The following is a 24,790-nucleotide window of genomic DNA, read 5'->3' as shown; positions in this document are numbered from 1 at the left end:
CTCTATTAGTTTAGGTCTAATAGACTAGTCTATTGGCGAAAAAAGTCAAGGGATTTGACCGGGCACGCCCCAAAAGACCATCATGGCTTCATGCGCAATTCATGCAAAAGCTTCCACTGGCTGGTCGGCATTCTCCAAAAACACAGCGTCCCTTTTGTCGTGGGAGGGGGCCTGGCGGTGCGAAGCTATGGCGCGCAAAGGCCGCTGCAGGACATTGATGTCGACATCCGCGCGGCGGATTTCCCCCGGCTTGTCGATGATATCAAGCCCTACATCACCTTCGGTCCGGCCAGGCTTGTCGACGAAAATTGGGATTTGCCGATCATCGTGCTGAACCATCACGGCCAGGATATCGATATCTGCGGCGGCGACGACACGAAGATTTTCGACGCCCAGAATAACATATGGGTTTCCGTGCCGATGGATCTTGCCGCCGCCGCGCCGCGCGAAATCTTCGGCCTGACCATCCCGGTCATGACGCCGGAGCAGCTGATCGCCTATAAAACCCTGCTCAAAAGGCCGGTGGATATCGAGGACATCGCGGCGCTGGAAGGGTTTTTGGATCAGAAAGCACAGCGAGGTCGATATTTAAGTTGAGGTAGAGCCGCCCTTCTTTCTAGCTTGAAGACGCTCAACAAGACCTTGAAGCTGATAAAGTGACTTTAAAATTTCTTTTGCAAGCTCTATAGAATCTTCCGCTTCTTCTCTTCCAATATTGTCGTAAGCTTTGGCTTCAATATGAGCCGCATCATTTCCTAGAGCCTTTAATTCACCCATTGCATCAAAGAGAGCCTGAGGCAAAACAATGATGCTTCTGAGAGCATCGAGCCGATTGTGTAGATTAGCACCTTCGGCTTTATTCAATTCACATATTTCTTCGAGAAGGCGGCGCACCATCATAGCCGCCGCTCTATATGCACCAGCCGCATGACAAGCCACAGCCTCCTTTAAGGTTTCTTGGCATACTGAAGGCAAATTATTAGCATTGAAGTCTAGCAATTGAGGCGGTTCTATTTTTAAAGCCCGTCCACTCTGCTCAATAACAAGAACTAACCCTCTACATATTTGATTGGGGCAAATTCTTATCGTAGCTGCAAATGGGACAGAAACAGCTTGAGTGGTCTTCTTCAAATAAGAAAATCCCGCTTGGGTCATTTTTGCAAATGATCCTAACTCACGACAATGAGGGCATCGGATTGAGATAGCCGAAGAAGATACCTCCTGTCCTGCAACCCCATCGATTTGAAACAGATTTGGATTCTGTAAAGGAGCGGCAGGTTGCGGAATTTTCATTATAGCCATGTTTTTTCCTTAAGCGCTCAACTTCCCATTCATGCGCAGCTTGGCGTGGCGCAGCGCGGCGACGCCGGGCAATTCCTTGCCCTCCAGCCATTCCAGGAACGCGCCGCCCGCCGTCGAAACATAAGTCAGGTTTTCGGTCTGCTCGGTGACCGCGAGCGCGGCGACGGTTTCGCCGCCGCCTGCGACCGAGACGATATGATGTTGCTGCGTCAGGCCGGCGACGGTCAGCGCGATCGCGCGCGTGCCTTCGTCGAAAGGCGGCATTTCGAACACGCCCATCGGCCCGTTCCAGACGATGGTCTTGCATCCGGCGAGCGCGGCGGCGATCTCGGCGCAGGTCGCGGGCCCGACATCGAGGATCATCTTGTCGGCGGGCGTCTTGTCGGCGAGCACGGTCTCGGACGCCGCGCCGGCCTTGAATTCCGCCGCGACCACGACATCCTGCGGCAGGATCAGGCGGCAGCCGTTCTTCGCGGCGCGCTGCATGACGTCGCGCGCGGTATCCAGCATGTCGGCCTCATAGAGCGACTTGCCGATCGGCTTGCCTTGCGCGGCGAGAAATGTATTCGCCATGCCGCCGCCGAGCGCCAGCATGTCGACCTTGTCGATCAGATGCGTCAGGACGCCGAGCTTGGTCGACACTTTCGCGCCGCCGACGATGGCGGCCACGGGGCGCTGCGGCGTCTCGAGCGCTTTCGAGAGCGCCTCAAGCTCGGCCTGCATCAGCCGTCCCGCCGCGGCGGGCAAAAGGTCGAGCAGCCCCGCCGTCGAGGCGTGGGCGCGGTGTGCCGCCGAGAAGGCGTCCATGACGGCGATATCGCCGAGCGCGGCCAGCGACGCGGCAAAAGCATGGTCGTTTTGTTCTTCTTGGGCGTGGAAGCGGGTATTTTCCAGAACGATGAGACCGCCCTGAGGCAGGCGATCGATGACGGCTTTCGCCTCCGGGCCGATGCAATCGGACGCGAACGCCACGTCCGCGCCGAGAATTTGCGCCAGCTCCGCCGCGATCGGGCGCAGACTATATTCCGGCACCGGCTTGCCGTCGGGACGGCCGAAATGGGAAAGAATCGCCACCCGCGCGCCATGGTCGCGCAGATATTTGATCGTCGGCACGAGGCGCTCGAGACGCGTGCGGTCGGTGATCTTGCCGTTTTTGACCGGGACATTCAGGTCGGCGCGCAGCAGCACCCGTCTGCCGGTCACGACGATTTCCTCAAGCGTCAAATAATCGCGCTGCACCATCATAATCTCCCCAATCCGCATATAAGGCCGAGGAGGCGAATAAAGACCAATTCTCCGGCAAAGACAATCGGCAAAAGAGGGCAACAAAAGAGGGTGGCAAAAATGGGCGGAAAAGGCGGCCCAAAAGATAAGGGCGGCTGGTTGCCCAGCCGCCCTGCAATTTCTTTGTTCCGGTCTATATTCTTGACCGATCCGGCGTCGCTTCCGCTCTCGCGGGAGCTATGCCGGTTTGAACGCCAAGGGCGTTCATGGGCTTTTGTAAACTCGCCGCGCCCCGAGAGGCGCGGCTCGTTAACAAAGCGCCTTAGAACGTCAGCTTCTGCGACACGATGAACACGCCGCCGGTATTCTGGTCCGCAGCAGCCGCGCCGATTGCATCGCCGCGATTCTGCTGGAAGAAGGCCAGATCGGCTTGGGTGGCCATGCCTGGGAACCAGGTATAGGCGCCGCCAACGCTGTAGAGGTTGAAGTTGGTCACATAGTTCACGCTGTTGACGTTGTTCAGCGAGGTGGCCGCGGTTCCCTGAGCAGCGAAGCCATTGTTATAGCCTTCGCCGTCGAGGTAGCTGATCGCAACCGCATACTTCTCCCACTCATACTTCAGGCCGGCGGTCCAGACTTTCTGGTCGCGGTTCTGAAGGTCGGTGCGCAGGAAGCTGCTGCCATCCACGTAAGAACCGCCGAGGGTGAAACCGGCATAGCCGATTTGCGTGCCGGCGCCCCAGATGGCGAAGCTCTTGAAGGGAGACATGGCGCTGTCACCCGAACCGGTGGCGAAGAACGGGCTGAACACCCAGGTCACCGGACTGAAATCGCCCTGATACTGCGCCGCAGCCTGGACGAAGTTCTTGTAGATCGGGCCGGTCGTGTTGTACGGCGGCGAGACCTGCGAGACGGTGTTGTTGATGTTGTTGAACTGACCGGCATTCGAATATTTGACGATATTCTGGCCTTGATCCCAAAGCTGGGGAGCGAAGGAGACGGCAGCCTGCACCTTATGCTTGTCGTTGCCGACTTGCGGGGTCAAATAGGTGATCTTGGTGCTGGTTTCGGTGTCGTCGAAGAAAGTCGGCTGGAAGGCCGTGAGCGTCAGCGGATCGGTGAAATCCGTGTAGCTGCCATCGACCTGGCCGAGACCGACGGTCGGGGCATAGACGAACAGGTCGCGGGCGCCGCGATGGTCGCCGCCGACCAGCTTGCCGTATGCGCCCGACAGGAAGACATAGGCTTCGCGGGTGTTGACGTTCGTGCCATTGCCCTGGAAACCGTCGTTATAGGTGGAACCGTTCCAGAAGCTGACCCGGCCGCCGTATTCGACGCCGCGCGGACCTTTGCCGGTCACGTCGACGTTAAGGCGCCATTCGGTTTCGAAGTCGGCGCTGCGGCGCGTCGGGACGGCAACGGCGGGAGCCGCCGCCGGGGCCGCGAAAGCGGTGCTGTTGTTGGCGCTCTCGCGGAAGAAGCCGGCGCGGAAATCGACATACCCGCCGAGCGTGACATTGAGCGGCGCGTCATTTTGAGCCTGCGCGGCAGGCGCGAACGCGGCGATGCCGACCAGGGCCGTTGTCGCCAGGAGAATCTTACGCATGTGAGTGCCCCCTTGAAGTGGGTTTGAAGTTAAAGACCAAGAAACAATGGGCGTGGTGAACTGCCCAGACAGGGGGGAATTTGACCGAGCGCCCTTGCACAGACAAGCACTAAAACAGCCTGTCCGGTTTTCAGCGCTCAAATGTTGCTTTCCCGCAACAACCGGTCATTCTGTAGAGGCGGCTTGCGTCGGCTATAATTTTATTGTTTAACAATGGCCTGGCCGAGCGAATCGGCGATCTCTGTTCCGGCATTCATGGACTCGTGATGCAAAAATATGCAATTATTAACCACGGCTTCCCGAAGATTCACCGTCGGCTGATCGCGCTCGCGGTCGCCGCATGTCTGCTTTCCGCCTGCGGTTCCGGCGTGAATACCGAAGCTAAATTCCCCGACAAGAAGAAGGACGAGGAATATAAGCAGGGCAGCCTGCTGTCCGACGAAGGCGGCATGCTGCTTTTCGGTCCCGATAAAGCCAAGGACGGCGGCGCGAGCGGCATCACCGTCAATGCCTATCTGTGGCGCGCCGCGCTCGATACGGTCAGCTTCATGCCGTTGCTCGCCGCCGATCCTTTCGGCGGAACGATCCTGACCGACTGGTACGCGTCGCCCGGCAATCCCAATGAAAGAATGAAGCTGAACGTATTCATCCTCGACCGCGAGCTTCGCGCGGACGGCGTCCGGGTGAAGGCTTTCAAGCAAATCCGCGCCGAGCCGCAAGGCTGGGCCGATGCCGCCGTCGAGCCTAGCGTCGCCACGGCGCTCGAGGAAGCCGTCCTGACGCGCGCGCGGCAGATGAAGGTGGCGCAGAAGCAGAAGCCGGACAATAAATGACCCGCTACAACGTCCAGGCCGCCGAAGCCAAATGGCAGACATTCTGGCAAGGCCGGGATAGCTTTAAGGCTGCCGAAGACCCGGCGAAACCGAAATACTATGTGCTGTCGATGTTTCCGTACCCTTCGGGGCGGATTCATATGGGGCATGTGCGCAATTACACGCTTTCCGATGTCGTGGCCCGCTACAAAAGAGCGCTGGGCTTCAACGTCCTTTGCCCGATGGGATGGGACGCCTTCGGCCTGCCCGCCGAGAACGCCGCCCGCGACAATAAGGTGCATCCCGCGAAATGGACTTACGACAATATCGCCGTCATGCGCGGCGAATTGCAGCGCATCGGGCTTGCCATCGACTGGAGCCGGGAATTCGCCACCTGCGACGCCGCCTATTACAAGCAGCAGCAAAAACTGTTCCTCGATTTCTGGCGCGCCGGACTGGTGTACCGCAAGGAATCCTGGGTCAATTGGGACCCGGTCGACCATACGGTTCTGGCCAACGAGCAGGTCATCGACGGACGCGGCTGGCGCAGCGGCGCGCTGGTCGAAAAACGCAAATTGTCGCAATGGTTCCTGAAAATCACCGATTACGCCGAAGATCTGCTCGCGGCGCTGAAGAGCCTCGACCGCTGGCCGGAAAAAGTCCGGCTGATGCAGGAGAACTGGATCGGCAAGTCGGCGGGCGCGAAGCTGTCTTTCAAGCTGGTCGAGCGCGACGGCGGCATCGAGGTTTTCACCACCCGGCCCGACACGCTGTTCGGCGCGTCCTTCATCGCGCTTTCGCCGCATCATCCGCTGGCGGCGTCCTTGGCCGCCGACAGTTCCGAGCTTGCCGGATTCATCGCCGAATGCAACCGCACCGGCACCAGCGAGGCGGCGCTCGAGGCCCAGGAAAAGCTGGGCTATGATACCGGCCTCCGGGTGCAGCATCCTTTCCTTAAAGATTCGCGGCTGCCGGTCTATGTCGCCAATTTCGTGCTGATGGAATACGGCACCGGCGCGATTTTCGGCTGTCCCGCCCACGACCAGCGCGATCTCGATTTCGCCAACCGATACGGCCTGCCGATACGGCCCGTGGTGATTCCCGAAGACGGCGACCGGATCATCATCAGCACCGAGGCCTATACCGGCCCGGGCCGCCTGCGCCATTCCGGATTCCTCGACGGCCTCGATGTCGAGCAGGGCAAAGCCGCCGCGATCAAAAAACTGGAAGAGCTCGGCGCGGGCCACGGCACGATTCAGTTCCGGCTGCGCGACTGGGGCGTCAGCCGCCAGCGCTATTGGGGCTGCCCGATTCCCGTCATCCATTGCGGCGGCTGCGGCGCGGTGCCGGTGCCGGAAGCCGACCTGCCGGTGAAGCTTCCCGAAGACGTGACGTTCGACAAGCCGGGCAATCCGCTCGACCATCACCCGTCCTGGAGCAAGGTCAAATGCCCGCAATGCGGCAAGGATGCGCGGCGCGAGACCGACACCTGCGACACGTTCGTCGACAGCAGCTGGTATTTCGCCCGCTTCTGCTCGCCGCATGACGACGCGCGGCCCGTCGATCCCGCCGCCGTCGATTACTGGCTGCCGGTCGATCAGTATGTCGGCGGCGTCGAGCACGCGATCTTGCATCTGCTTTACGCGCGCTTCTTCACCCGCGCGATGGAAAAGACCGGCCACCTGAAACTTGCCGAGCCGTTCGCGGGCCTGTTCACGCAGGGCATGATCTGCCACGAATCCTACAAAGACGATCACGGCAGATGGCTCTACCCGGAAGAAGTGGTGAAGCACCCCGATGGTCGCGCCACGCATGCCGAAACCGGCCAGCCGGTGACCCTCGGCCGCGTCGAGGTCATGAGCAAATCGAAAAAGAATGTCGTGCCGCCCGCGCGCATCATCGAAAGCTACGGCGCCGATACCGCGCGGCTGTTCATGCTTTCAGATAGTCCGCCCGAGCGCGATCTGGAATGGACCGAAAGCGGCGTCGACGGCGCATGGCGCTATATCAACCGCCTGTGGCGCATGGTCAGCGAGCCGTCCCTGCCGCTGCCGTCCAAAGACGCGCCGATGCCGGAAAATTTAAGCGCGAAGGCGCAGGCGGCGCGGCGCGTCATCCACCGCACCATCGCCGACATCTCGCAGGATTTCGAACGCTTCCATTTCAATAAGGCGGTGGCGCGGGCGCGCGAGCTTTCCAACGCGCTCGGCGAGCTTGACGGCCCGGCGGGCGGCGAAGCCTGGGTATTGCGCGAAGGGCTGGAAGTCCTGGCGCAACTTTTGTCGCCGATGCTGCCGCATATCGCCGAGGAAATGTGGGAAGCGCTGGGCCATGACGTTCCGCTGTGCGACACGCCATGGCCGAAACCGGACCCCGCGCTGCTGACCGACGAGACCGTGACCATCGCGGTGCAGGTCAACGGCAAGCTGCGCGCGACCATCACCGTGCCGCGCAACAGCGCCGCCAAGGAAACCGAACGCCTCGCGCTCGCCGAAGCCGGCGTCCAGCGCGCGCTCGCCGGAGCCGCGCCGCGCAAGGTCATCGTCGTGCCGGGCAAGATCGTGAATGTGGTGGCCGATGTCGGATGATCGCCATCGCATGTTCGATATCGGACGATGGGGAACGCCGGTTGCCGCCCGGCCCCTCCTTATTGCCATCTGTTTTCTGTTGGCGGGCTGCGGCTTCCACCCGCTTTACGGCAATATCGGCGGCACCGGCAAAGCCGCGACCGAACTCGGCCAGGTGCAAATCGGCAATATTCCCGACCGTTCGGGACAAATGATGCGCAATTTCCTGATCGACAAAATGTATCTGGAAGGCCGCCCAGTATCGCCGCGCTATGAGCTGGCTATCTCGCTCACCGAAACCGCCGTCGATCTCGGCATCCGCAAGGACGCCACCGCGTCGCGGGCGCAGCTCAACCTCGTCGCGCGCTATGCGATGACCGATATCGACAGCGGCAAGCGATTGGTGAAAGGGGAGGCTAAATCCACGGTGAGCTACAGCAAGCTCGACGCGCAATACGCCAACCTCGTCTCGTCCGAAGACGCGCGCGCGCGCGCGCTGCGCGAGGCCAGCGACCAGATCGTCAACCGCCTGGCGCTTTATTTCGAAGACCGCGATGAAACCCATCCATAGCGAAAAAGCTCCCAAGCCCAACGGCCATTACAGCCAGGGCATCCTGGCGGGATCGACGCTTTATCTTTCGACTCAGCTTCCCGCCGATGACGGCACGCCGGGATTCTGGCAATCGCCCACGCGGCAGACGCAGAGCGTGATGGAATCCCTGCTGGCCGTCGTCGCCGAAGCGGGCGGCAGCGCCGCAAGCTTCGTGCGCGTCACTTTCTATGTCGTGAATATCGAAGATTGGGCGGAAGTGAACGGCGCTTTCGCCGATTTCATGGGCGATCATAAGCCGGCTCGCGGCGTGCTGCCACTCGCGGCGCTCAAGGGCGGCTGGCGCGTGGCCGCCGATGCCATAGCAGTCATCGCATGAAAGTGCCGTCCGCCCGCATCGAATCCTTCGTCAAGACACCGCCGTCCGACTTGCGTATCGCGGTGATTTTCGGCCCCGACGCGGGCGCGGTGCGCCTTTACGCCGACAGCATCGCCCGCAGCGCCGCCGCCGATCTCAACGATCCGTTCCGCGTCGCGCTGCTGCAGACCGACGACATAAGCGCCGACCCCACCTTGCTGCACGACGAAATGGCGGCGATGGCGCTGGGCGGCGGGCGGCGCCTGGTGCGCGTGGCCGAGGCGGACGACAAGCTGGCCGCGCCGCTGGCGAAATTGCTGCAGGATCTGCCGCAGACGGATTCCCTGCTGGTGATCGAGGCGGGCGATCTCGACAAGAGATCGAAGCTGCGCGCCCTGGCCGAAAGCGCCGCATCGCAGATCGCCGGTCTTGCCTGCTATCCCGAAGAAGGCGACGCGCGGATGCGGACGATCGCGGGCATGCTGCGCGAGCGGGGAATTAAAATCGCGCCCGACGCGCTGCCGCGCCTCGCCGAGCTTACGCCGCCGGACCGGCTTGGCCTCGTGAGCGAGCTTGAGAAGCTTTCCCTGTATGCGGGCGAGGCCGCGGCGATTTCCCTTAGCGATGTCGAAGCCGCGCTCGGCGACGCGGCGGCGGCCGATACCGACAGCCTGGTTCTGGCGGTCGGCGACGGCGATTTCGCGGCGCTTGACCGCAGCCTGCGCCGCCTGATGGCCGAAGCCGCCTCGCCGGTCGCGCTGCTCCGCGCCGCGCAGCGCCATTTCACGCGCGTGCTCGAAGTCCGGATCCGGATCGAAAACGGCGACAGCGCCAAGGACGCGATGAATAAATTGCAGCCGCGCGTCTTCTGGAAATACGAAGCCCAATTCTCGCGCCAGGCGCAAAAATGGAGCAGCGCCAAAATCATGCGCGCGCTCGCCGCGCTGACCGACGCCGAAGCCAAATGCAAGCGCACCGGCATGCCTGACGCCGCGCTATGCCAGCAATTATTCGTGACGCTGGCGCGGGCGGCCTGACGATGGCGGAAATCAGCTTCTATCACCTGACGCAATCGTCGCTCGAACAGGCGCTGCCGGAACTGCTGGAAAAGACGCTCGAACGCGGCTGGCGCGCGGTGGTGATGGCCGGATCGGCGGAGCGCGTCGAGGCGCTGGCGCAATTTTTGTGGACGTACCGCCAGGACAGCTTTCTGCCGCACGGCAGCGACAAGGACGGAGACGCCGAAGACCAGCCGGTCTGGCTTACGCATCGCGACGAGCGCCCGAACGGCGCGCAGGTTTTATTCCTGGTCGATGGCGCGCAATCGGAAAAACTGGCGGACTATGCCCGGGTCTGCGACCTGTTCGACGGCAATGACGATGCCGCCGTCGCGGGCGCGCGCACGCGCTGGAAAGCCGCGCAGGAAGGCGGCCACGACCTCAGCTATTGGCAGCAGGGCGAGCGCGGCTGGGAGAAGAAAGCCTCATGAACGATGATTTCTCAAGGATACTTGGCCGGTCAATCCTTTATAGACCAAGGTGATATTCTTGAGAAATGTTCGGCCCAGGATAGCGCCATGTCTGGAACCCGCCTCGACCAGTTTTACGCCTGAAAATTCTCCCGGAATGGTTTCCTCAAGCGCGGGGATATGGATATGCGCCAGATAAACATCGACGACATGTTTTCCGCTGCTGCCCGCAATCGTCCTGCGATTGACAACCGGCAGATTAAGGGCTTTGGCGACATTGGCATCAATATGGTTATTTTTTGCCCCGGTATCGACCAAAGCCTGCACATTCATTGACGGCAAAGGATGCGACGGATTGTGAATGAAGGTCTTGGAGAAATGCGCTGGATCAAAGCTTATGACCACCTGTATTTCCGGCCCAATCTCGACCAGAAGTTCGCGGCCATCCTTTTCCGCGTGAAATCCGCATTCAACCTGCATCGTGGGAAACAGCATAAACGACAGATGCCGGAAGAACCATGTCTTCTTCCCCGACTTGCCGGATAAGATAGGGGCCACGCCCGAATTTTTCTACCGCCGCATAGGCGGCGGAATCGAAATCCCCATAAGTGCCTTGAAGCTGACGGTTATGAAAAACCACCCATTTCCTCAAGGAGGATTTTTGCAAATCTTCCTTCATGGCATTGTAAGCATCAATCTCTCTATCAAGAGAGCGATCGGAAGATGGTGTCGCCATGTTTGCAGAGGCTTTCGTTTTTTACTCTGATAAGAGGAGTATACTAACATGTTGATTGTATGTAAAGATTCCATCCCAGGATAATTACACACAATCACAACAGTTTAGCACAACGGTTTAGATTCTATCTTTTCTCCAGCCGCCGCCAGTTGGCGACATTGATATTATGTTCTTCGAGCGTCCGGGAAAAAACATGCCCGCCGCTGCCGTCGGCGACGAAATAAAGAAAACCGTGCTTTTCGGGATGCATCACCGCTTCGAGCGCGGCGCGTCCGGGATTGGCGATCGGCTTCGGCGGCAGGCCCGCGGCGACATAGGTGTTGTAAGGCGAGTCGAACGCGAGATCGGCATGGGACAGCGGGCGGTCGAGCGGCCCGCGCCCCTGGGTCAGCGCGTAGATGACCGTGGGATCGGCCTGCAATTTCATGCCCTGGCGCAGCCGGTTGATGAACAGCCCGGCGACGCGCGGCCTTTCGCCCTCATGGCCGGTTTCCTTTTCCACGATCGAAGCCAGAACGCGCGCTTCCTCCGGCGTGGCGAAGGGCAGGCCGGGATCGCGCTTCTCCCATAATTCGCGCAGCAAAGACGCTTCGAGCTTTTCCATCCGCGCAAGCAAATCCTGGCGCAAGTCGCCCCGGCTGAAATGATAGGTGCTGGGCAGCAGCGTGCCTTCCTCGGGAATCGCGCTCACCTCGCCCGCCAGCGCCTCGTCGGTCTTGACCAGCGCGACGATCTCCGCCGCCGTCAGCCCCTCCGGAATCGTCAGGCGATGCACCACCGTCTCGCCCGCCTGCATCTTGGCGATGATATCGAGAATGGGCGCGGCGGCCGGAAACTCGTACTCGCCGGCCCGCAGCGTGCCGCGCGCGATCGCACGCGCCGCCAGCGCGAAATGCAGATGGTGATAAACAATGCCGCTGTTTTCCAGGATGCGGCCGATTTCCCGCGCGCCGCTGTTTTTCGGAATCATGACGGTCTGCGGCGCGATGGCGGGGCCGGGGACGAGCAGCGACGCCGCCAGCGCCAGCGCGCAAAGAAATCCTCCCAGCGCCATAACGCCGAACAGGGCGCCCCATGCGAAGCGGCGCTCTTCCGTGCTTTCAGGCAGCGGTGTTTTTTCAGGCGGCTCGGTCAAGAATCACCAGCCCCAACGCCAGGATGGAACATCATGCTGAAAAATTATCATGAAGATTCGCCCGCGTCCAATCCGGGCAGTTTGAGCGGCGTACGCGGGCGGCGCGCCGGAAGGTGATCCCAAACCGTTGGTTGCAGAACGGAAGGGTCGCCTCCGATGAAGGCAGCAAGATCACCCGCCATATTTCCGAGCGGCTCCGCCCAATCGCCCGGCGCCGCCTGGCGATAGAGCCGCGCCGAAGGATACCAGGGCGCATCCTGCCGCTCCAGCAGCCAGCGCCAATCGGGATCGTAAGGCAGCATTACCCAGACCGGACGGCCAAGCGCGCCCGCGAGATGCGCGACCGACGTATCGACGCTGATCAGCAGGTCGATGCCGTCCAGCATCGCCGCCGTCGCCGAGAAATCATCGAGCAGCGCGCCGCCGTCGGCGATATCGAGGCCCGACGATGCCAGCTCCTCGGCCTGCGGGCCTTTTTGCAGCGAAACCATATGCGCGGCGAAAGGCGACAGCGCGGGCGCGAGCTGCTGCAGTTTCAGCGAACGGTTGGCGTCGTTCAGATGGCCGGGATTGCCCGCCCAGACCAGGCCGATGACGGGCTTTTTCCGTCCCGCCAGCAACAGTCGCGGCGGCTCGGCCAGCGGCGGCGCCTTGATGTAGGGAACCGCGCCCGGAATATTGCCGCCGTCGAGCGCCATCATCCCGGCGATATCCAGCAAACGGCAATGATGCGTCGCGCCCGCCGGGATATCGTCCTCGGACGCAATGACATCCATGTCCGGGAACGACGCCGCGATCAGCGAGCGCAGCGGCTTTTGCACTTCGAGGATGATGCGGCCAATATGCCCGCGCGCCCAGAAGACCAGGCGCGAGAATTGAATCGTATCGCCGAGTCCCTGTTCGGCATGGATCAGCAAATGGATCGACGCGTTTTTCTCGCCCCGCCAGCGCGTCAAGCTCTCATGCCGCGCGTCCGCCTTGCCGCGCCGGTCGAACAATTCCCAGCCGCGCGGAAAATCCCCGATCAAAAGATGCGTCATCGCGGCGTTGACTTCCGTTTCCTTCAGCCCCGGATCGAGGCGCAGGGCTTCGGCGAACGCGTCGCAGGCGAGATCGGGATAGCCCGCCGCGCGCAGGATATTGCCCCGCGTATGGTGCAGGCGGGCGAGGCCGGGCTTCAATTTCAAGGCTTGCGCCACCGCATCGTAAGCCTCGGCCAGAAGCCCGAGCCGCTGCCGGGCGATGGCGATGTTGTTATAAAGGTCGGGATCGCCGGTTTTCCGCAGCGCCGCGATTTCATAATGCCGCAGCGCGCCCGCGAAATCCCGCTGCGCCTGCAGCGCCCCCGCCAGCGCCGTATGCGCCTCGGGATAATGCCGATCGGCCTCGACCGCCGCTTCCGCCTGTTTCCTGGCGGCATCGAGATCGCCGCCTTCGCGCAGCAGCAGCGCGTGATTGGCGAGCGCGGGCGCGTGGCGCGGATTGAGCTTGAGGGCCTCGGCGATCAGCCGCAGCGCAAGATCGGTCTTGCCCATCTGCCGCGCCACGACCCCCAGAAGCTGCCATGCGTCCGCATTGGCCGGGTCGGCATCGATGATTTTCCGGTAAAGCGCCGCCGCCGCGCCGACATCGCCGCGCCGGTGCAGTTCCATGGCTTCTTCGATCTGGGCGGCGGGCTTACCGGTCGGCATGGCCGGGCACCAAATGACCGGGATCGGACGTCATCCGGCGCCTATGCCGCGTCCAGCACGCCCAGCGCATACCAGTTCACGATATTGCGCTCGCAAACCCGCCGGATCATGCTTTCGGCGAAATGATGCTCGGGCGTCAGGGCGAAGGGAAAGACCAGCCGGGCTTGCGCCGGGTTGCCCGCGACGCGCTGCAATTCCGTCATCAGCGCCCCGGCGGATTCCTCGAATCCGACCCGGCCGACGGCCTGAAGCACCAGCGCTTCGGGCAGTTCCAGCTTGACCGGACGCCCCGCGACCGTCGAGGCCAGCGTGGCGCTCATGCCATGGAGCGGTTCGGCGCGAAGCTGCTGATTGAACAGCCCGGCAAGGCGGGGATAGCGGTAATCGATCTGGCCGAGCCCTGCGAAGCTGCCGCGCATCGGCGCGGCGATGCCGCAGGCGACCAGCATCTGCACCGCCATGACGACATCGAGAGGCTTAAACTCGCGGCCGTCGGGATGATCGAGGAAATCGCCGACCGTCAGCGGCATCACATGCATGAATTTGAGCAGCGCCGCGAGGATCGGCGCGGAGAGATCGAGACTCTGCCCTCCGGCCATGATGGTTTCCGGCACTGGTCCCGTCATGTCGGTAAGGCCGTAGAAAAAATTGCCGTAAAGCTGCGCGAGGTCGCCGGTGAAATCGCCCGGCTGCCTGATCCAGATGTCGGTGCGGAAAGCATGGGCCGCCGAGAAGTCCTTGATGACCTCGTACAGCAGATGCCCGCGAAGCGAATAAAGTATTTCCTGCGACGGCTTCGGCACCATCATTTCGAGATAGTTGGCGGAGAAACGGGCGTCGCCGACAAAGGCGAACTTCTGCGGCACCATGGAAGCGAGCGTGGCGATGGTCCTCGATTGCGGCTTGGTGGCCACGGCGAATTCGTTCAGGAATTTTTCGGGATTCTGGGCGCCCAGCGCGTTGTCGAGCGCGGCCGAGTCCTCGGGATGCTGCGCGAAATAGGCATGGCCGAGCTGCTTCAATTCATGCAGAAATTCGGTATGCTGGCTCGGTTTTAGTTCCGGAGCGAATTCCGCCGTCATGAAATGCAGGCTGTCCCGGGCGCTGGCGAAGGGCGCGTAGCGAATGACGAACAGGCCGCCGGGCCGCACCAGCGAGCCGGCAAGCTGGTGCGCGTAGGAGGCGTTATCGGCCACGTCATAGCTCAGGTCGACGCAGAAATAGTCGGCGGCGGCGATGAAATGGGTGCCGGCCGCCAGCGCGTCCTCGAGCTTCGCCAGACTCATGCCGATAAACTCGGCATTGGCAAGATGAAGATCGCGCGCCCGGCGCTGCGCTTCGGCGGCCTGGCTCGCATTCTCGTCGATGAACAGGAATTCGCCTTCGGGATTGCTGGCCGCGAGGCATAGCATTTCATCCGCGTCCATGCGGCCGGCGCGTATATAACGGAAAGACTGGCTCGAACCTTTTGGCCTGACGCCCCGCAAAGCCGCGGCGTAGCTGATTTCAACCGGCCCGAGATCGATATGTTGTTGCATCGCGTGTTCCTCCAGGGCGAACGGTGTCTGCCGCGCGGGCTTCCACCGGCCCAGCCTATAGATAATTCAGGATCGACATATTGATAAGTTTTGCCGTCGCCGCGTAAGAAGCATTGAGTTGAGTCTGGTATGCATTGATCTTTACTGACACTTCGTTAAGATCGACATTCTGGATATTGCCGATCCGGGTCTGCAAAAGATTGATGGTGGATTTCTGATCCGCTTCCGCTTGAGCCAGGATCTTCTGGTTGCCCGCCGTCTGGGCCTCGAGATTGCGCAGGCCATTGACGGCGGTTCCCAAATAGCTCTGCGCCTGCGCCATATAGGTATCGTAATTGGCGCTGTCCTTCGTGGCGGACAGGGCGAAACGCAGCCCCTGGATCATGTTCTGGATGCCCAGGGAGGTCGAGGGGATGCCGTAATTCAGTTGCAGGTTGTCGTCGATCATCACCTTGTCTTGAGCATAGGCCTTGGCGTCGGTGCCCGGCGCGGCGCCGTCATAGGGCGGCAGCGTGCCGCTGACGGCGGGAAAGGTCTCGGCCGGCGGCGTGGGCAAGGCGGCGATGTCGCCGATCGGCTTCTGGGTATAGCGCGTCCCGGAATAGATGTACCGGTCGCCGACCTTCTGGTTGAGATAATATTCCACCTGATCGATGGCGGCGCTGATTTGCGCGGGCAAGCCTTGCTCCTGCGCCGCCGTGGCGTTCTGCGTATTGTTGATCAGGCTCTGGATATTGGTGGTCAATGTCGTGAGGCTGGAGAGCGTGCTCTGATAAACCGAGAGGCGCGGGCTGACGCTGTGAATCGCGGCGATATAGGCGGTGGATTTATCCTGCAGATCGCGGCTGCTGAGCAGCGTGCGCGCGTCGAAGACCGAATAATCGGTAATGTCGCTCGTCTTGCGCCCGCTCGCGAGCTGCTGGGTAAGATCGGCCATGTTTTCCTGGCCGGTGTTGAGCGACCGGGTCGCCTGGCTTAAAATGCTGAGATTGCTGACGCCGCTGATCATTTATGACACCATGTTGATGATGACTTGGTTCATCTGCTGGATCACGCCGATCAGGCGCGCCGCCGCCTGATAGGAAATCTGCAATTGCTGCAGCTTGACCATCTCGCTATCCACGCTGACGGCAGTCTGGTCGGTGTTAAGCTTGGTGAAATAATCCTTCTGGCTTGCCGCCGTCGCAGCTTCGTCTTTGGCGCGCTTCGCGCCGGTCTGCCAGGTCGAGATCATGTCCTGGGCATAACCGCCATAGGTGACGTTGGCAGTCGTCTGTCCGGCCGCCGCGAAACTGCGGGTCGCGTCGGCCATCGCCGTGGCGACCGGCGTGGCCGCCAGTCTTTTGACCGTGGCGCTGCCGTTCAGCAGGCTGACATTGACGTTGAAATCGGTGCGGTTCGTGCCGGTGAAGAAGCCGGTAGCCAATTCTCCGGTCGCGGCGGTCGCGCCGTTATAGACATGGGCGAAACTGTCGGGGCCGGTGGTGTCGGCGAGGAAGCCGTTGGCGATCTGGTCGAGCTGCGCGCGTAATTTTCTGATCACTTCCTGCGTCGGGCTGGGATCGGCGGCGGCGGGCGAAGAATTGGCGCGCAGGCCGAGCAGGCCTTCGAACTTGCCGCCCGCGAGATTGGCGTTCACGACCGTGGCGCTGCCCGCGACCGTGACGTTGGTGCCGTCGAAGGCGAATTGCTGCGGCTGGCCGTCGAGCAGGGCATAGCCCTTGGGCGTATAGACGGCGATCTGGCCGTTGGAGCGATCCATGACGCGGATATCGACGAACTGGGCGATCTTTTGCAGCGCGACGTCGCGCTGGTCTTCGTAATTGCCGGTCGGCTGCGCGGCGGCATGCGCGGTGGCAATCTGGCTATTGGCGGATTCGACATCCCTGAGCGCCTGGTTGAGCTCGGTCACGGAGGATGAAATATCGCTCTGGATGGAGCGGTCGAGCTGTTCGACCTGGCTTGAGATGCGGCGTATTTCGGCGGCCAGCGAGGTGCCATTGCGGATGACCTCGTTCTGCAGCGCGACGCTTTCCGGCTCGGCCTGAAGCTGCGTCCATGAATCGCCGAAAGCCTGCACCGCGGCGGTGAGCCTGACATTGTCGCTGCTGGAGCCCAGAATGTCCTGAACCTGGCTGAGATATTCCTGCTGCGCCGATTTCATCCCGTCGGTGGCAAGCGCGGCGGCAAGCTGCTTCAAGACATTGCTGTCGGTCGCGCGCGTGTAATCGCTGATCTTGACGCCGACCAGCTCGACGCCGTCGCCCATCGGCGAGAGATTGACGCCCTTGCGGGTGTAGCCGGGGGTGGTCGCGTTGTTGATGTTGTTGGAGACCAGCGAGATCTGCTGCTGCACGGTCCTGAGGGCGGATGTCGCCCCGCTCATGGCGGTGTCGAGACTCATGAGGCTTGCCTCCGGCCAACGGATGACGGATGACGGGCGGTCGAATATCGGGATTGGTGCGTCAACATGGCCATCTGTTCCCTGTCATCTAACATGCGCTATTCCGTCCCCTGCCTTACCTGACGACATTGATGATTTCTTCCAGCATGTTCGAGCCGGTGCTGATGACCCGCGAGTTGGCCGAATAGGTGCGCTGGTATTGGATCATCTTGGCGAATTCCGAGGCGATATCGACGTTCGAGGATTCGAGCGCATTGCCGACGATATTCCCCGCGCCAAGCTCGCCCGCCGCGCCGAGGCGCGGACTGCCGCTCTCCGTGGTTTCCGAGAAGGCGTTGCCTTCCTGGCGCTGCAGGTTATTCGGCGCGTAGAACTGGACGATCGGCACCTGATAGAAGATTTTCGACGAACCGTTATCGTAATGCAGGCTGACGAAGCCGTTCTTGTCGATTTCAAGCGCCTGGAACGAACCGCGCGGAATGCCGTTTTGCTGGAAGGTCGTGACCTGCAGATCGCTGTCGGCGAACTGCGTCACGCCGCCCGCCGTCTGATAGCTGCCGAAATCCAGCGTGACGTTCTGCGCGCCCGCGCCGGCGAATGTCGCGGTGAACGCAACCACGGCTTTGCCGGCCGGAACCGTGCTGGCGGGATTCGTGACGGTATAGCCCGTCCCGGCCTCGATGCCCGAGCCGGCGGCGGCGGCGGCTACATAGGCCGCGAGCGTGCCCGCGTTCGGATCTAAAGTATCGAAATTGAACGGTATGTTGAGCGTCAGATCGGCGCCGGCCGTTCCGCCTCCCGCGATTTTGGCCGTGAGCGTCCATTCGCCGTCGGCGACCCCGCCGTTATCCTTGTTCCAGGTGAAAGTGACTTCGTGCTTGCCGCCCAAAGCGTCGATGACGTTGATGGTCGAGGGCGACGAGGCGTAGGTTATCGGCACGCCCGCGGGAAGATTCGCGGCGTAGGAAAGGCTGCTGGTCGGCACGGGGCTATCGATCAGCTGCGAGATGCGGATTTCGTTGGGATCGGCGGAAGCTTTGTTGCCGTCCGCGTCCAGCGGATAGCCCGTCAGGTAATAGCCCGCGCCGTTGATAAGATAGCCGTCCTTGGAAAGCGCGAAATCGCCGCGGCGCGTATAGAATGATTCTTCGCTGAAGGCGGTATCGCCGGAGGCATTGGTCACGCCGCGACGCACGCCGAAGAAGCCGTTGCCCTGGATCGCGAGCGACGTGCCGCTATCCACCTGGGTCAAATTGCCCTGGATCGAATTCTGGTAGATCGGGGTCGCGCTGACGCCGCCGGGATTGTTGATGTTGGCGTTGGAGGCCGTGACCAGAGACTGAAAGCTGGTATCGACGCGCTTATAGCCCACGGTCTGGGTATTGGCGAGATTGTCCGAGACGTTCGCGAAAGCTCTCGACTGGGCGTCGAGGCCGTTGACGGCGACGTTGAGGGCTGAAAAGACGCTCATGGCATGCTCCTTTGTGTGCGGCTGCCCGGTTCGCCCCATGGCGGCCAAGCTAAATCCTGCTTTCCCGGAGCAAACGCCGTGCCAAAACCTATCGGATTGATTCCTGTGGATAATTTTTCTTGGAGGACCGTCCGGGCGGCAAAACCTGCCCCGCTAGTCCGCAACCCCAAAGGCATGAAATGCCCGGTGGCTTCAAAGCCCGCGTTTCCTCGAAGAAAGCGCCGCGCCCTAAAAAACGTGGCGAAAAAGCCGGGAGGCTTTTTCGCCAACGCATCATATTACCGATGCGTCCAGACCCTAAGGCTACGGCCGAGGGGCAAGCCTATTGACGACGGACTTCTCCGAAGATTTTGTGATCGCGGCCCCCGCCGGAGCGTTAACCGCCCCCATGGGGACGGTATCCGTCCTGGATGAGGTTGGCTGACCGCCTTTCGTCAGGCTAATCGCTCTATTTGTCAGCACCGTCGTTTCGGACAGGCCAAGGCCGCATTGCGCCGTGTAAATCTCGCCTGCGATGGTTTTTCCTGACATGCTGTTCAATAGTTGCGCCTCCTCAGCCGCCTTTCCCTCCGTCATGTCCGAGGCTGAGGCGTCAATCCGGAGCTGGCCGTTGCTCAGGGCTGTTCGGACGATCGAACAGCCGGGTTTCGTCACATCCAGAGGAACGGGGTCCATGCCCTTGCCATCATGGCCCACGACGACAAACTGCGCTACGGAAGGCGGATGGCTCACGGCGACAAACTGCGTTTGGGAAGACGGGATGTCCCGCGCGCCCGGACCGCAGACCATGGATGCGACGGCGGGCGCGGATGCGGCGTCTGCTTGTTCGTTGAATTCGCCGGTGGCCCGAAAAGCTTCGGTCTCGCTATAGCCTCCCGTCGTCTTGATCTGGACACGCCCTCCCTTGTTCGTCGCGACGGACACGGCGCAATCTCCCGCGCCCGAGCCGGGAGCAGCGACCTCGGGCGTTCCCGCCTTGCCGCAAGCCACGCTGGCCAGTGCCGCCAAACCCGCAAGACCTTGAAGGATTTTATATTTCGACATGCCTGCTCTCCTATGAATTATAGTTAATGCTTTGCGTCACAATCCCGCCTAAAAATAATTCTAACATTTTTCCATGAAAGTAATAAAAACTCCTTATCGCCCGCGCGTGAAAGAATAACCGATTGAAATGAAGAACAAATTGCTCGCCTATCGCCGGTCCGTTCTCGTCGTCGCCCTCATTGCCGCCGTCAATCTCGGCCTGTGGGCGCTCTCGAACCAACGCGTGGAGGAAGAGCCGTGGGGCGGCTTCATCGCCGGCCTGTCCTATACGCCGTGGCGCAGCGCGCTGAAAGCCGAAGAAGCCCATCACGCCGAGCCGGAGGAAATCGACGCCAATCTCGCGCTGATGGCCTCTCACACGCAAGGGGTGAGAACCTACGGCGCCAATGGCGGACAGGATATGGTGCCCCGGCTCGCGGCGCGGCACCGGCTCGACGTGACGCTTGGGGTGTGGATCGGGCCCGACCTTGCCGCCAACGAGCTGGAGATCGCGACCGGCATCGAGCTTGCGCGCGCGAATCCGAACGTGCGCCGCATCATCGTCGGTAACGAAAGCCTGCTGCGGGAAGACGTCGACGCCGAGCAGCTGGCCGACTATATCCGCCGGGTTCAGCAGAACGTCACGGTGCCGGTCTCGACCGCCGAGCCCTGGCATATATGGGTGAAATATCCGGAACTCGCCGCCGCTACCGATTACATCGCCGTTCATATCCTGCCTTATTGGGAAGGCGTTCCGATCGGCCAGGCCGTCGAGTACGTCGCGACCCGTTATGACGAATTGCAGAAAAAATTCCCGGGCAAGCATGTCATCATCGGCGAAGTGGGCTGGCCGAGCGAAGGGCAATGGGTGAGGGGCGCGGAACCGTCGCGCATCAACCAGGGAAAGTTCATCCGCCAGTTCCTCAATTTCGCGGCCGAAAAACAGCTCGATTATTTCATCATCGAGGCTTTCGACTCGCCGTGGAAGCGCGCCATCGAAGGCTCGGTCGGCGCGCATTGGGGCCTGTGGGAGCGCGACGGAAGCCCGAAATTCCCGATGAGCGGCATGATCAGCGAGCGGCATGACTGGGTGGACGGTTTCCTGGCGGCGACGCTTCTCGCGCTGCTGCCGATGTTCTGGTTCCTGCGGCGACATGGCAGCCTCAAGCTCGGCGGGCAGTTCTTCTACGCCGGACTGATCCAGGCCGTCGCCTCGGTGCTGGTCTGGGCGGTGATGGCGGCGCTCATCGAAAATATCATCTCGGTGTCTTCGCTCGCCTGGGTGGCGCTGATCGCGGCGCAGATCGTGCTGCTCGCCGTGCTGCTGGTGGACGGCTACGAATTGACCGAAGTGGTGTGGTCGAGCCGCTGGCGGCGCAATTTCCTGCCGCATGCCGGCCCGCCGCAGGCCAATGCGCCGAAGGTCTCGATCCACGTGCCGTGCTATAACGAGCCGCCGCATATGGTGATCGAGACCTTGAACGCCCTCGCGGCGATGGACTATCCCGATTTCGAAGTGCTGGTGATCGACAACAACACCAAGGACGAGGCGGTATGGAAGCCGCTCGAAGAGCATTGCGCGCTGCTCGGCGCCCGTTTTCGTTTCTTCCATCTGCCGAAATGGCCGGGCTATAAGGCGGGGGCACTGAATTTCGCGCTCACGCAAACCGCCCCGGACGCCGCCATCGTCGGGGTGATCGACAGCGACTATGTCGTGACCAAGGACTGGCTTGCCGCCACGATGCCTTATTTCGAGCGTCCGGAAATCGCCTTCGTCCAGGCGCCGCAGGATTACCGCGACTGGCCGGGCGACGCTTTCAAGACCATGTGCAACTGGGAATATGCCGGATTTTTCCATATCGGCATGGTGCAGCGGAACGAGCGCAACGCGATCATCCAGCACGGCACCATGACGCTGATCCGCAGAACCGCGCTGGCCGATGTCGGCGGCTGGAGCGAGTGGTGCATTTGCGAGGACGCCGAACTGGGGCTGCGCCTGTTCGAGGCGGGGCATGAATCGGTCTATCTCAATCATTCTTTCGGCAAGGGGCTGATTCCCGACAGTTTCGCGGGCTATAAATCCCAGCGTTTCCGCTGGGCCTATGGCGCGGTGCAGATCATCAAGCGGCACATGGCGTCGCTGCTGCCGGGCGGCGAGGAGCTGACGACGGGCCAGCGCTATCACTTCGTCTCGGGCTGGCTGCCCTGGTTCGCCGACGCCGCCAATCTGGTCTTCGCCGTGGCGGCGATCTTCTGGTCGGGGATGCTGGCGCTGCGATGGGTGGAATTTCCGCCCGCCGTGTTCTTGATCCCGACGCTGAGCGCCTTCGCCTTCAAGATCATCGCCGGTTTCTGGCTCTATGCCGAGCGCATCAAATGCCCGTGGCGCGACCGGATCGGCGCGGCGATCGCGGGCATGGCGCTGACCCACGCCGTGGGACGGGCGGTATGGCAGGGGCTGTTCACGTCGGGAACGCCGTTTTTCCGCACCCCGAAATGCGAAGACCGCCCGGCCTTCATGCAAGGCGTTCTGATGGCCTGGGAAGAATTGACGCTGCTCGGCGGATTGATTTTCTGCGCCAGCTTTATCCTGAACCAGTATGGCGTAGCCAACCAGAATGCCGTGCTATGGGCGCTGATGCTCACGGTGCAGTCGCTGCCCTACTGGGCGGCGCTGACCGTCTCGATGGTCAACGCCGTGCCGAGACTGCGGCGCAGGCCGAAGCAGCTGAACCTGCCGCTGGACGTGCCGCGGGCCGGATGATGGATAAGCAGCGCGATCTTACCGCTCAGAACTGATACCGGGTGGGGGCGGGAGCGACTTCGGCCGGCGGGATGGCGAAGCCGCGCTTCGTGGGCGGCAGCATATTGATCACGCGCGGGGTGCAGGGGACGTTGGTGACGCCGAGGCCGTCGGCGCCGATGAAGCCGCTGGTCACATAGCAAAGCCCGGTCCTGATATCGACATCATAGATCGCGTTGGGAAGGTTGGCCTTCTCGTCCGGCGCGCAGGCGGACAGAGACATCAAGGCCGCAACCAGGATCGCCGTTTTGAAAATCATCTATTGTACGGGAGGCAAGTCGACCGGAGGCAGCGTGTCTTTCTTGATCGCGGCGGGCTTGGCTTTCGCCGCGCCTTTGGCCTTCTTGCCCTTTTTGGCCTTCTTCGCTTTTTTGGGCTTAGGCGCTTTCTTGACCGTCTTTTTGGCGGCTTTTTTCTTTTTGCTCTTGACGTGCTTGCTCTTCTTGTCCGCCTTCTTGGCGGGCTTTTCAGCCTTGATCTCGCCCGACGAAACCACCTCGCTGGTGACCTTGATGCCGCCGGTGCTGTCATAAGGCGTGCCGGTGCCGAAGCCGGAATAGGTCGCGAACGCCGTTCCCGGCGCGAGCAGGGCAAGGACGACAAGACAGGCCAGCAATCTCTTCATGGTCGATGTTCCTCGGCAAAAACGATCGGCAAAAACGAATCGATTGCCTGACTATAGAAAATTTCCGCCCTTCCCCGCAAGAGCGAGGGAAGCGCGGCCTAAACATCCTTCTCCGGCGCGGATGGCGGCGGCACGATCAGAACCTTGTCGATCCGCCTGCCGTCCATATCCACCACCTCGAACGCAGCGCCGTTCCAGCTGACCGTATCGCCCGGCGCGGGAATCCGCCCCATGCGCTCCAGCACGAACCCGGCAAGCGTGTGATAATCGCCCTCGTCGCCGATCCGCTTGAGGCCGGTCAGCGATTCGATCTCGTCGATCGGCGTCATGCCGTCGACCAGCCAGCTGCCGTCGGCGCGGCGCACGGGCCTGTCGGTAGCCTCCTGCCCGTCCTCGGGCAGCTCGCCGGCGATGGCGATCAGGATATCGGTCACCGTGACCAGGCCCTCGACCGTGCCGTATTCGTCGATCACGATCGCCTGGTGCTGGCCGAGATCCTTGAACTGCTCCAGGAGCTTGAGCACCGGCATGGTTTCGGGCACCGAAAGAATCGGGCGCTTCAGCGCGTGAACCTCGAGCGGCTTCCCGGCAAGCGCGGCGTTGAGCAGATCCTTGGCCTGCACCACGCCGAGCACCTCTTCGAGATCGCCGCGCGCCAGCGGAAAGCGGCTATAGCCGCTGGTGCGGATGATTTCCCTGACTTCCTCCACCGGATCGTCGGCGCCGATCCACACCATGTCGATGCGCGGCGTCATGAGACTGCGGGCGGTGCGGTCGGTCAGGCGCATCACGCCTTCCAGCATTTTCTTCTCCGCCGCCTCGAACGCGCCCTCGCGGGTGCCCTCGGCGATCATGGTCTTGACCTCCTCCTGGGTGACCGCGTGGCCCTTCCCCTCGGATACGCCGAGCAGCCGCAGCGTGAAATCGGTGCTGGCATGAAGGAACCAGGCGAGCGGACGGATCATCCGCTCCATGATCATCAGCGTCCCGGAAACCGCCACCGCGATATCCTCGGCGCGGGCGATGGCGACGCGCTTGGGGATCAATTCGCCGATGAACAGCGTCAGGTAGGAAAGAATCGCCACCACGGCGACGAAGGCATAGGCCTCGCCGTTCGGCGCGATCCATGAGATATTCTCGTTGAGCCACGCGCCCAGGCTGCCGGCGATGGTCGCGCCGGAAAAGGCGCTCGCCAGCACGCTGACCAGCGTCATGCCGGTCTGGACGGTGGACAGGAAACGGCTGGGATCCTCGGCGAGCTTAAGCGCGCGGCGCGCGCCGGGGCTGCCTTCCTCGGCCAGCTGCTTGAGCCGCGACCGCCGCGCCGACACGACGGCGATCTCCGCCATGGCGAAATAGCCATTGAGCAAAATCAGGCACAGGACGATGATGAGTTCGGTGAACAAGGGTCAGTCCGCTTGAAAACCAGGAAGAAACGCCGCCGCGCCGACGCCGCGAAAACATGAAACCCGGCCCC

At 61.7% G+C, this 24,790-nt stretch carries 23 protein-coding genes; 8 read left to right on the top strand and 15 right to left on the bottom strand.

The window, feature by feature from the left end; all coding sequences use genetic code 11:
• Window positions 1-90 precede the first annotated feature (90 nt).
• A complete protein-coding gene (locus tag WDO70_01960) occupies window positions 91-597 on the top strand; it encodes a hypothetical protein (protein MEJ0061987.1) in 507 nt (168 codons plus the stop codon).
• On the opposite strand, the gene WDO70_01955 is transcribed toward WDO70_01960, so the two are convergent.
• The 3 genes from WDO70_01955 to WDO70_01945 all read right to left on the bottom strand — a co-directional run bounded on the left by WDO70_01955 (window position 589) and on the right by WDO70_01945 (window position 4,132).
• Window positions 589-1,302, bottom strand: a complete 714-nt coding sequence (locus WDO70_01955; protein ID MEJ0061986.1) for a DUF4145 domain-containing protein — start codon at window positions 1,300-1,302, stop codon at window positions 589-591. The genes WDO70_01960 and WDO70_01955 overlap by 9 nt on opposite strands.
• Window positions 1,303-1,311: 9 nt before the next feature.
• Window positions 1,312-2,547, bottom strand: a complete 1,236-nt coding sequence (locus WDO70_01950) for a phosphoglycerate kinase (protein ID MEJ0061985.1) — start codon at window positions 2,545-2,547, stop codon at window positions 1,312-1,314.
• Between the two features lie 301 nt (window positions 2,548-2,848).
• Window positions 2,849-4,132, bottom strand: a complete 1,284-nt coding sequence (locus WDO70_01945; GenBank protein MEJ0061984.1) for a porin — start codon at window positions 4,130-4,132, stop codon at window positions 2,849-2,851.
• Between the two features lie 266 nt (window positions 4,133-4,398).
• On the opposite strand from WDO70_01945, the gene WDO70_01940 reads away from it, so the two are divergent.
• From WDO70_01940 to WDO70_01915, 6 genes are read left to right on the top strand one after another with little or no spacing between them, the layout of a single operon-like run.
• Window positions 4,399-4,965, top strand: coding sequence for a DUF3576 domain-containing protein (locus tag WDO70_01940; GenBank protein ID MEJ0061983.1), 567 nt, complete (start codon window positions 4,399-4,401; stop codon window positions 4,963-4,965).
• Window positions 4,962-7,532, top strand: a complete 2,571-nt coding sequence (leuS, locus tag WDO70_01935) for a leucine--tRNA ligase (GenBank protein ID MEJ0061982.1) — start codon at window positions 4,962-4,964, stop codon at window positions 7,530-7,532. Before WDO70_01940 ends, leuS begins: the two co-directional genes overlap by 4 nt.
• A complete protein-coding gene (gene lptE / locus WDO70_01930; GenBank protein ID MEJ0061981.1) occupies window positions 7,522-8,082 on the top strand; it encodes an LPS assembly lipoprotein LptE in 561 nt (186 codons plus the stop codon). The genes leuS and lptE overlap by 11 nt, the downstream gene beginning before the upstream one ends.
• Window positions 8,066-8,440: a Rid family hydrolase gene (locus WDO70_01925; protein ID MEJ0061980.1), complete on the top strand. Its 375-nt coding sequence runs from the start codon at window positions 8,066-8,068 to the stop codon at window positions 8,438-8,440. The genes lptE and WDO70_01925 overlap by 17 nt, the downstream gene beginning before the upstream one ends.
• Complete coding sequence (holA, locus tag WDO70_01920) at window positions 8,437-9,456, top strand: DNA polymerase III subunit delta (GenBank protein ID MEJ0061979.1); 1,020 nt, start codon at window positions 8,437-8,439, stop codon at window positions 9,454-9,456. Before WDO70_01925 ends, holA begins: the two co-directional genes overlap by 4 nt.
• 2 nt (window positions 9,457-9,458) lie before the next feature.
• Window positions 9,459-9,908, top strand: coding sequence for a DNA polymerase III subunit chi (locus WDO70_01915; GenBank protein MEJ0061978.1), 450 nt, complete (start codon window positions 9,459-9,461; stop codon window positions 9,906-9,908).
• On the opposite strand, the gene WDO70_01910 is transcribed toward WDO70_01915, so the two are convergent.
• The 9 genes from WDO70_01910 to WDO70_01870 form a co-directional block, all read right to left on the bottom strand.
• Window positions 9,903-10,382: a hypothetical protein gene (locus WDO70_01910; GenBank protein ID MEJ0061977.1), complete on the bottom strand. Its 480-nt coding sequence runs from the start codon at window positions 10,380-10,382 to the stop codon at window positions 9,903-9,905. The genes WDO70_01915 and WDO70_01910 overlap by 6 nt on opposite strands.
• Window positions 10,357-10,623 carry a hypothetical protein gene (locus WDO70_01905; protein MEJ0061976.1) on the bottom strand — a complete coding sequence of 89 codons (267 nt, stop codon included), beginning with the start codon at window positions 10,621-10,623 and terminating at the stop codon, window positions 10,357-10,359. Before WDO70_01905 ends, WDO70_01910 begins: the two co-directional genes overlap by 26 nt.
• Window positions 10,624-10,747: 124 nt before the next feature.
• Entirely contained in the window at window positions 10,748-11,758 is a 1,011-nt protein-coding gene (gene mltG / locus WDO70_01900) for an endolytic transglycosylase MltG (protein ID MEJ0061975.1), read from the bottom strand.
• Window positions 11,759-11,805: 47 nt separating this feature from the next.
• The gene (locus WDO70_01895) at window positions 11,806-13,449 is read right to left on the bottom strand and encodes a tetratricopeptide repeat protein (protein MEJ0061974.1); all 1,644 of its coding nucleotides are present in this window, start codon (window positions 13,447-13,449) and stop codon (window positions 11,806-11,808) included.
• 41 nt (window positions 13,450-13,490) lie between these two features.
• Window positions 13,491-14,987: a methyltransferase regulatory domain-containing protein gene (locus tag WDO70_01890; GenBank protein ID MEJ0061973.1), complete on the bottom strand. Its 1,497-nt coding sequence runs from the start codon at window positions 14,985-14,987 to the stop codon at window positions 13,491-13,493.
• Between the two features lie 55 nt (window positions 14,988-15,042).
• Window positions 15,043-15,996, bottom strand: coding sequence for a flagellin (locus tag WDO70_01885; protein MEJ0061972.1), 954 nt, complete (start codon window positions 15,994-15,996; stop codon window positions 15,043-15,045).
• Window positions 15,997-17,391 carry a flagellar hook-associated protein FlgK gene (gene flgK, locus WDO70_01880; protein MEJ0061971.1) on the bottom strand — a complete coding sequence of 465 codons (1,395 nt, stop codon included), beginning with the start codon at window positions 17,389-17,391 and terminating at the stop codon, window positions 15,997-15,999.
• Window positions 17,392-17,506: 115 nt separating this feature from the next.
• Complete coding sequence (locus WDO70_01875; GenBank protein MEJ0061970.1) at window positions 17,507-18,862, bottom strand: flagellar hook protein FlgE; 1,356 nt, start codon at window positions 18,860-18,862, stop codon at window positions 17,507-17,509.
• A gap of 303 nt (window positions 18,863-19,165) precedes the next feature.
• Entirely contained in the window at window positions 19,166-19,906 is a 741-nt protein-coding gene (locus WDO70_01870) for a hypothetical protein (GenBank protein MEJ0061969.1), read from the bottom strand.
• A gap of 127 nt (window positions 19,907-20,033) precedes the next feature.
• Between WDO70_01870 and WDO70_01865 the strand changes: the two genes are divergently transcribed.
• On the top strand, window positions 20,034-22,649 hold the full coding sequence (locus tag WDO70_01865) for a glycosyltransferase (protein MEJ0061968.1): 2,616 nt from the start codon (window positions 20,034-20,036) through the stop codon (window positions 22,647-22,649).
• A gap of 25 nt (window positions 22,650-22,674) precedes the next feature.
• Here the strand turns inward: WDO70_01865 and WDO70_01860 are convergent, their stop codons facing one another.
• The 3 genes from WDO70_01860 to WDO70_01850 all read right to left on the bottom strand — a co-directional run bounded on the left by WDO70_01860 (window position 22,675) and on the right by WDO70_01850 (window position 24,719).
• Window positions 22,675-22,947: a hypothetical protein gene (locus WDO70_01860; protein ID MEJ0061967.1), complete on the bottom strand. Its 273-nt coding sequence runs from the start codon at window positions 22,945-22,947 to the stop codon at window positions 22,675-22,677.
• Window positions 22,948-23,313 (bottom strand): hypothetical protein, encoded by a 366-nt coding sequence (locus WDO70_01855; GenBank protein MEJ0061966.1) that lies wholly within the window; start codon window positions 23,311-23,313, stop codon window positions 22,948-22,950.
• 98 nt (window positions 23,314-23,411) lie between these two features.
• Window positions 23,412-24,719 carry a hemolysin family protein gene (locus WDO70_01850; protein ID MEJ0061965.1) on the bottom strand — a complete coding sequence of 436 codons (1,308 nt, stop codon included), beginning with the start codon at window positions 24,717-24,719 and terminating at the stop codon, window positions 23,412-23,414.
• Window positions 24,720-24,790 lie beyond the last annotated feature (71 nt).

Source organism: Alphaproteobacteria bacterium (genome assembly GCA_037200005.1).
Taxonomy (GTDB): Bacteria; Pseudomonadota; Alphaproteobacteria; order UBA9219; family RFNS01; genus JBBCGY01.
The sequence above is the reverse complement of the archived record's forward strand: the minus strand, read 5'-3'. Positions and strand labels throughout refer to the sequence as shown.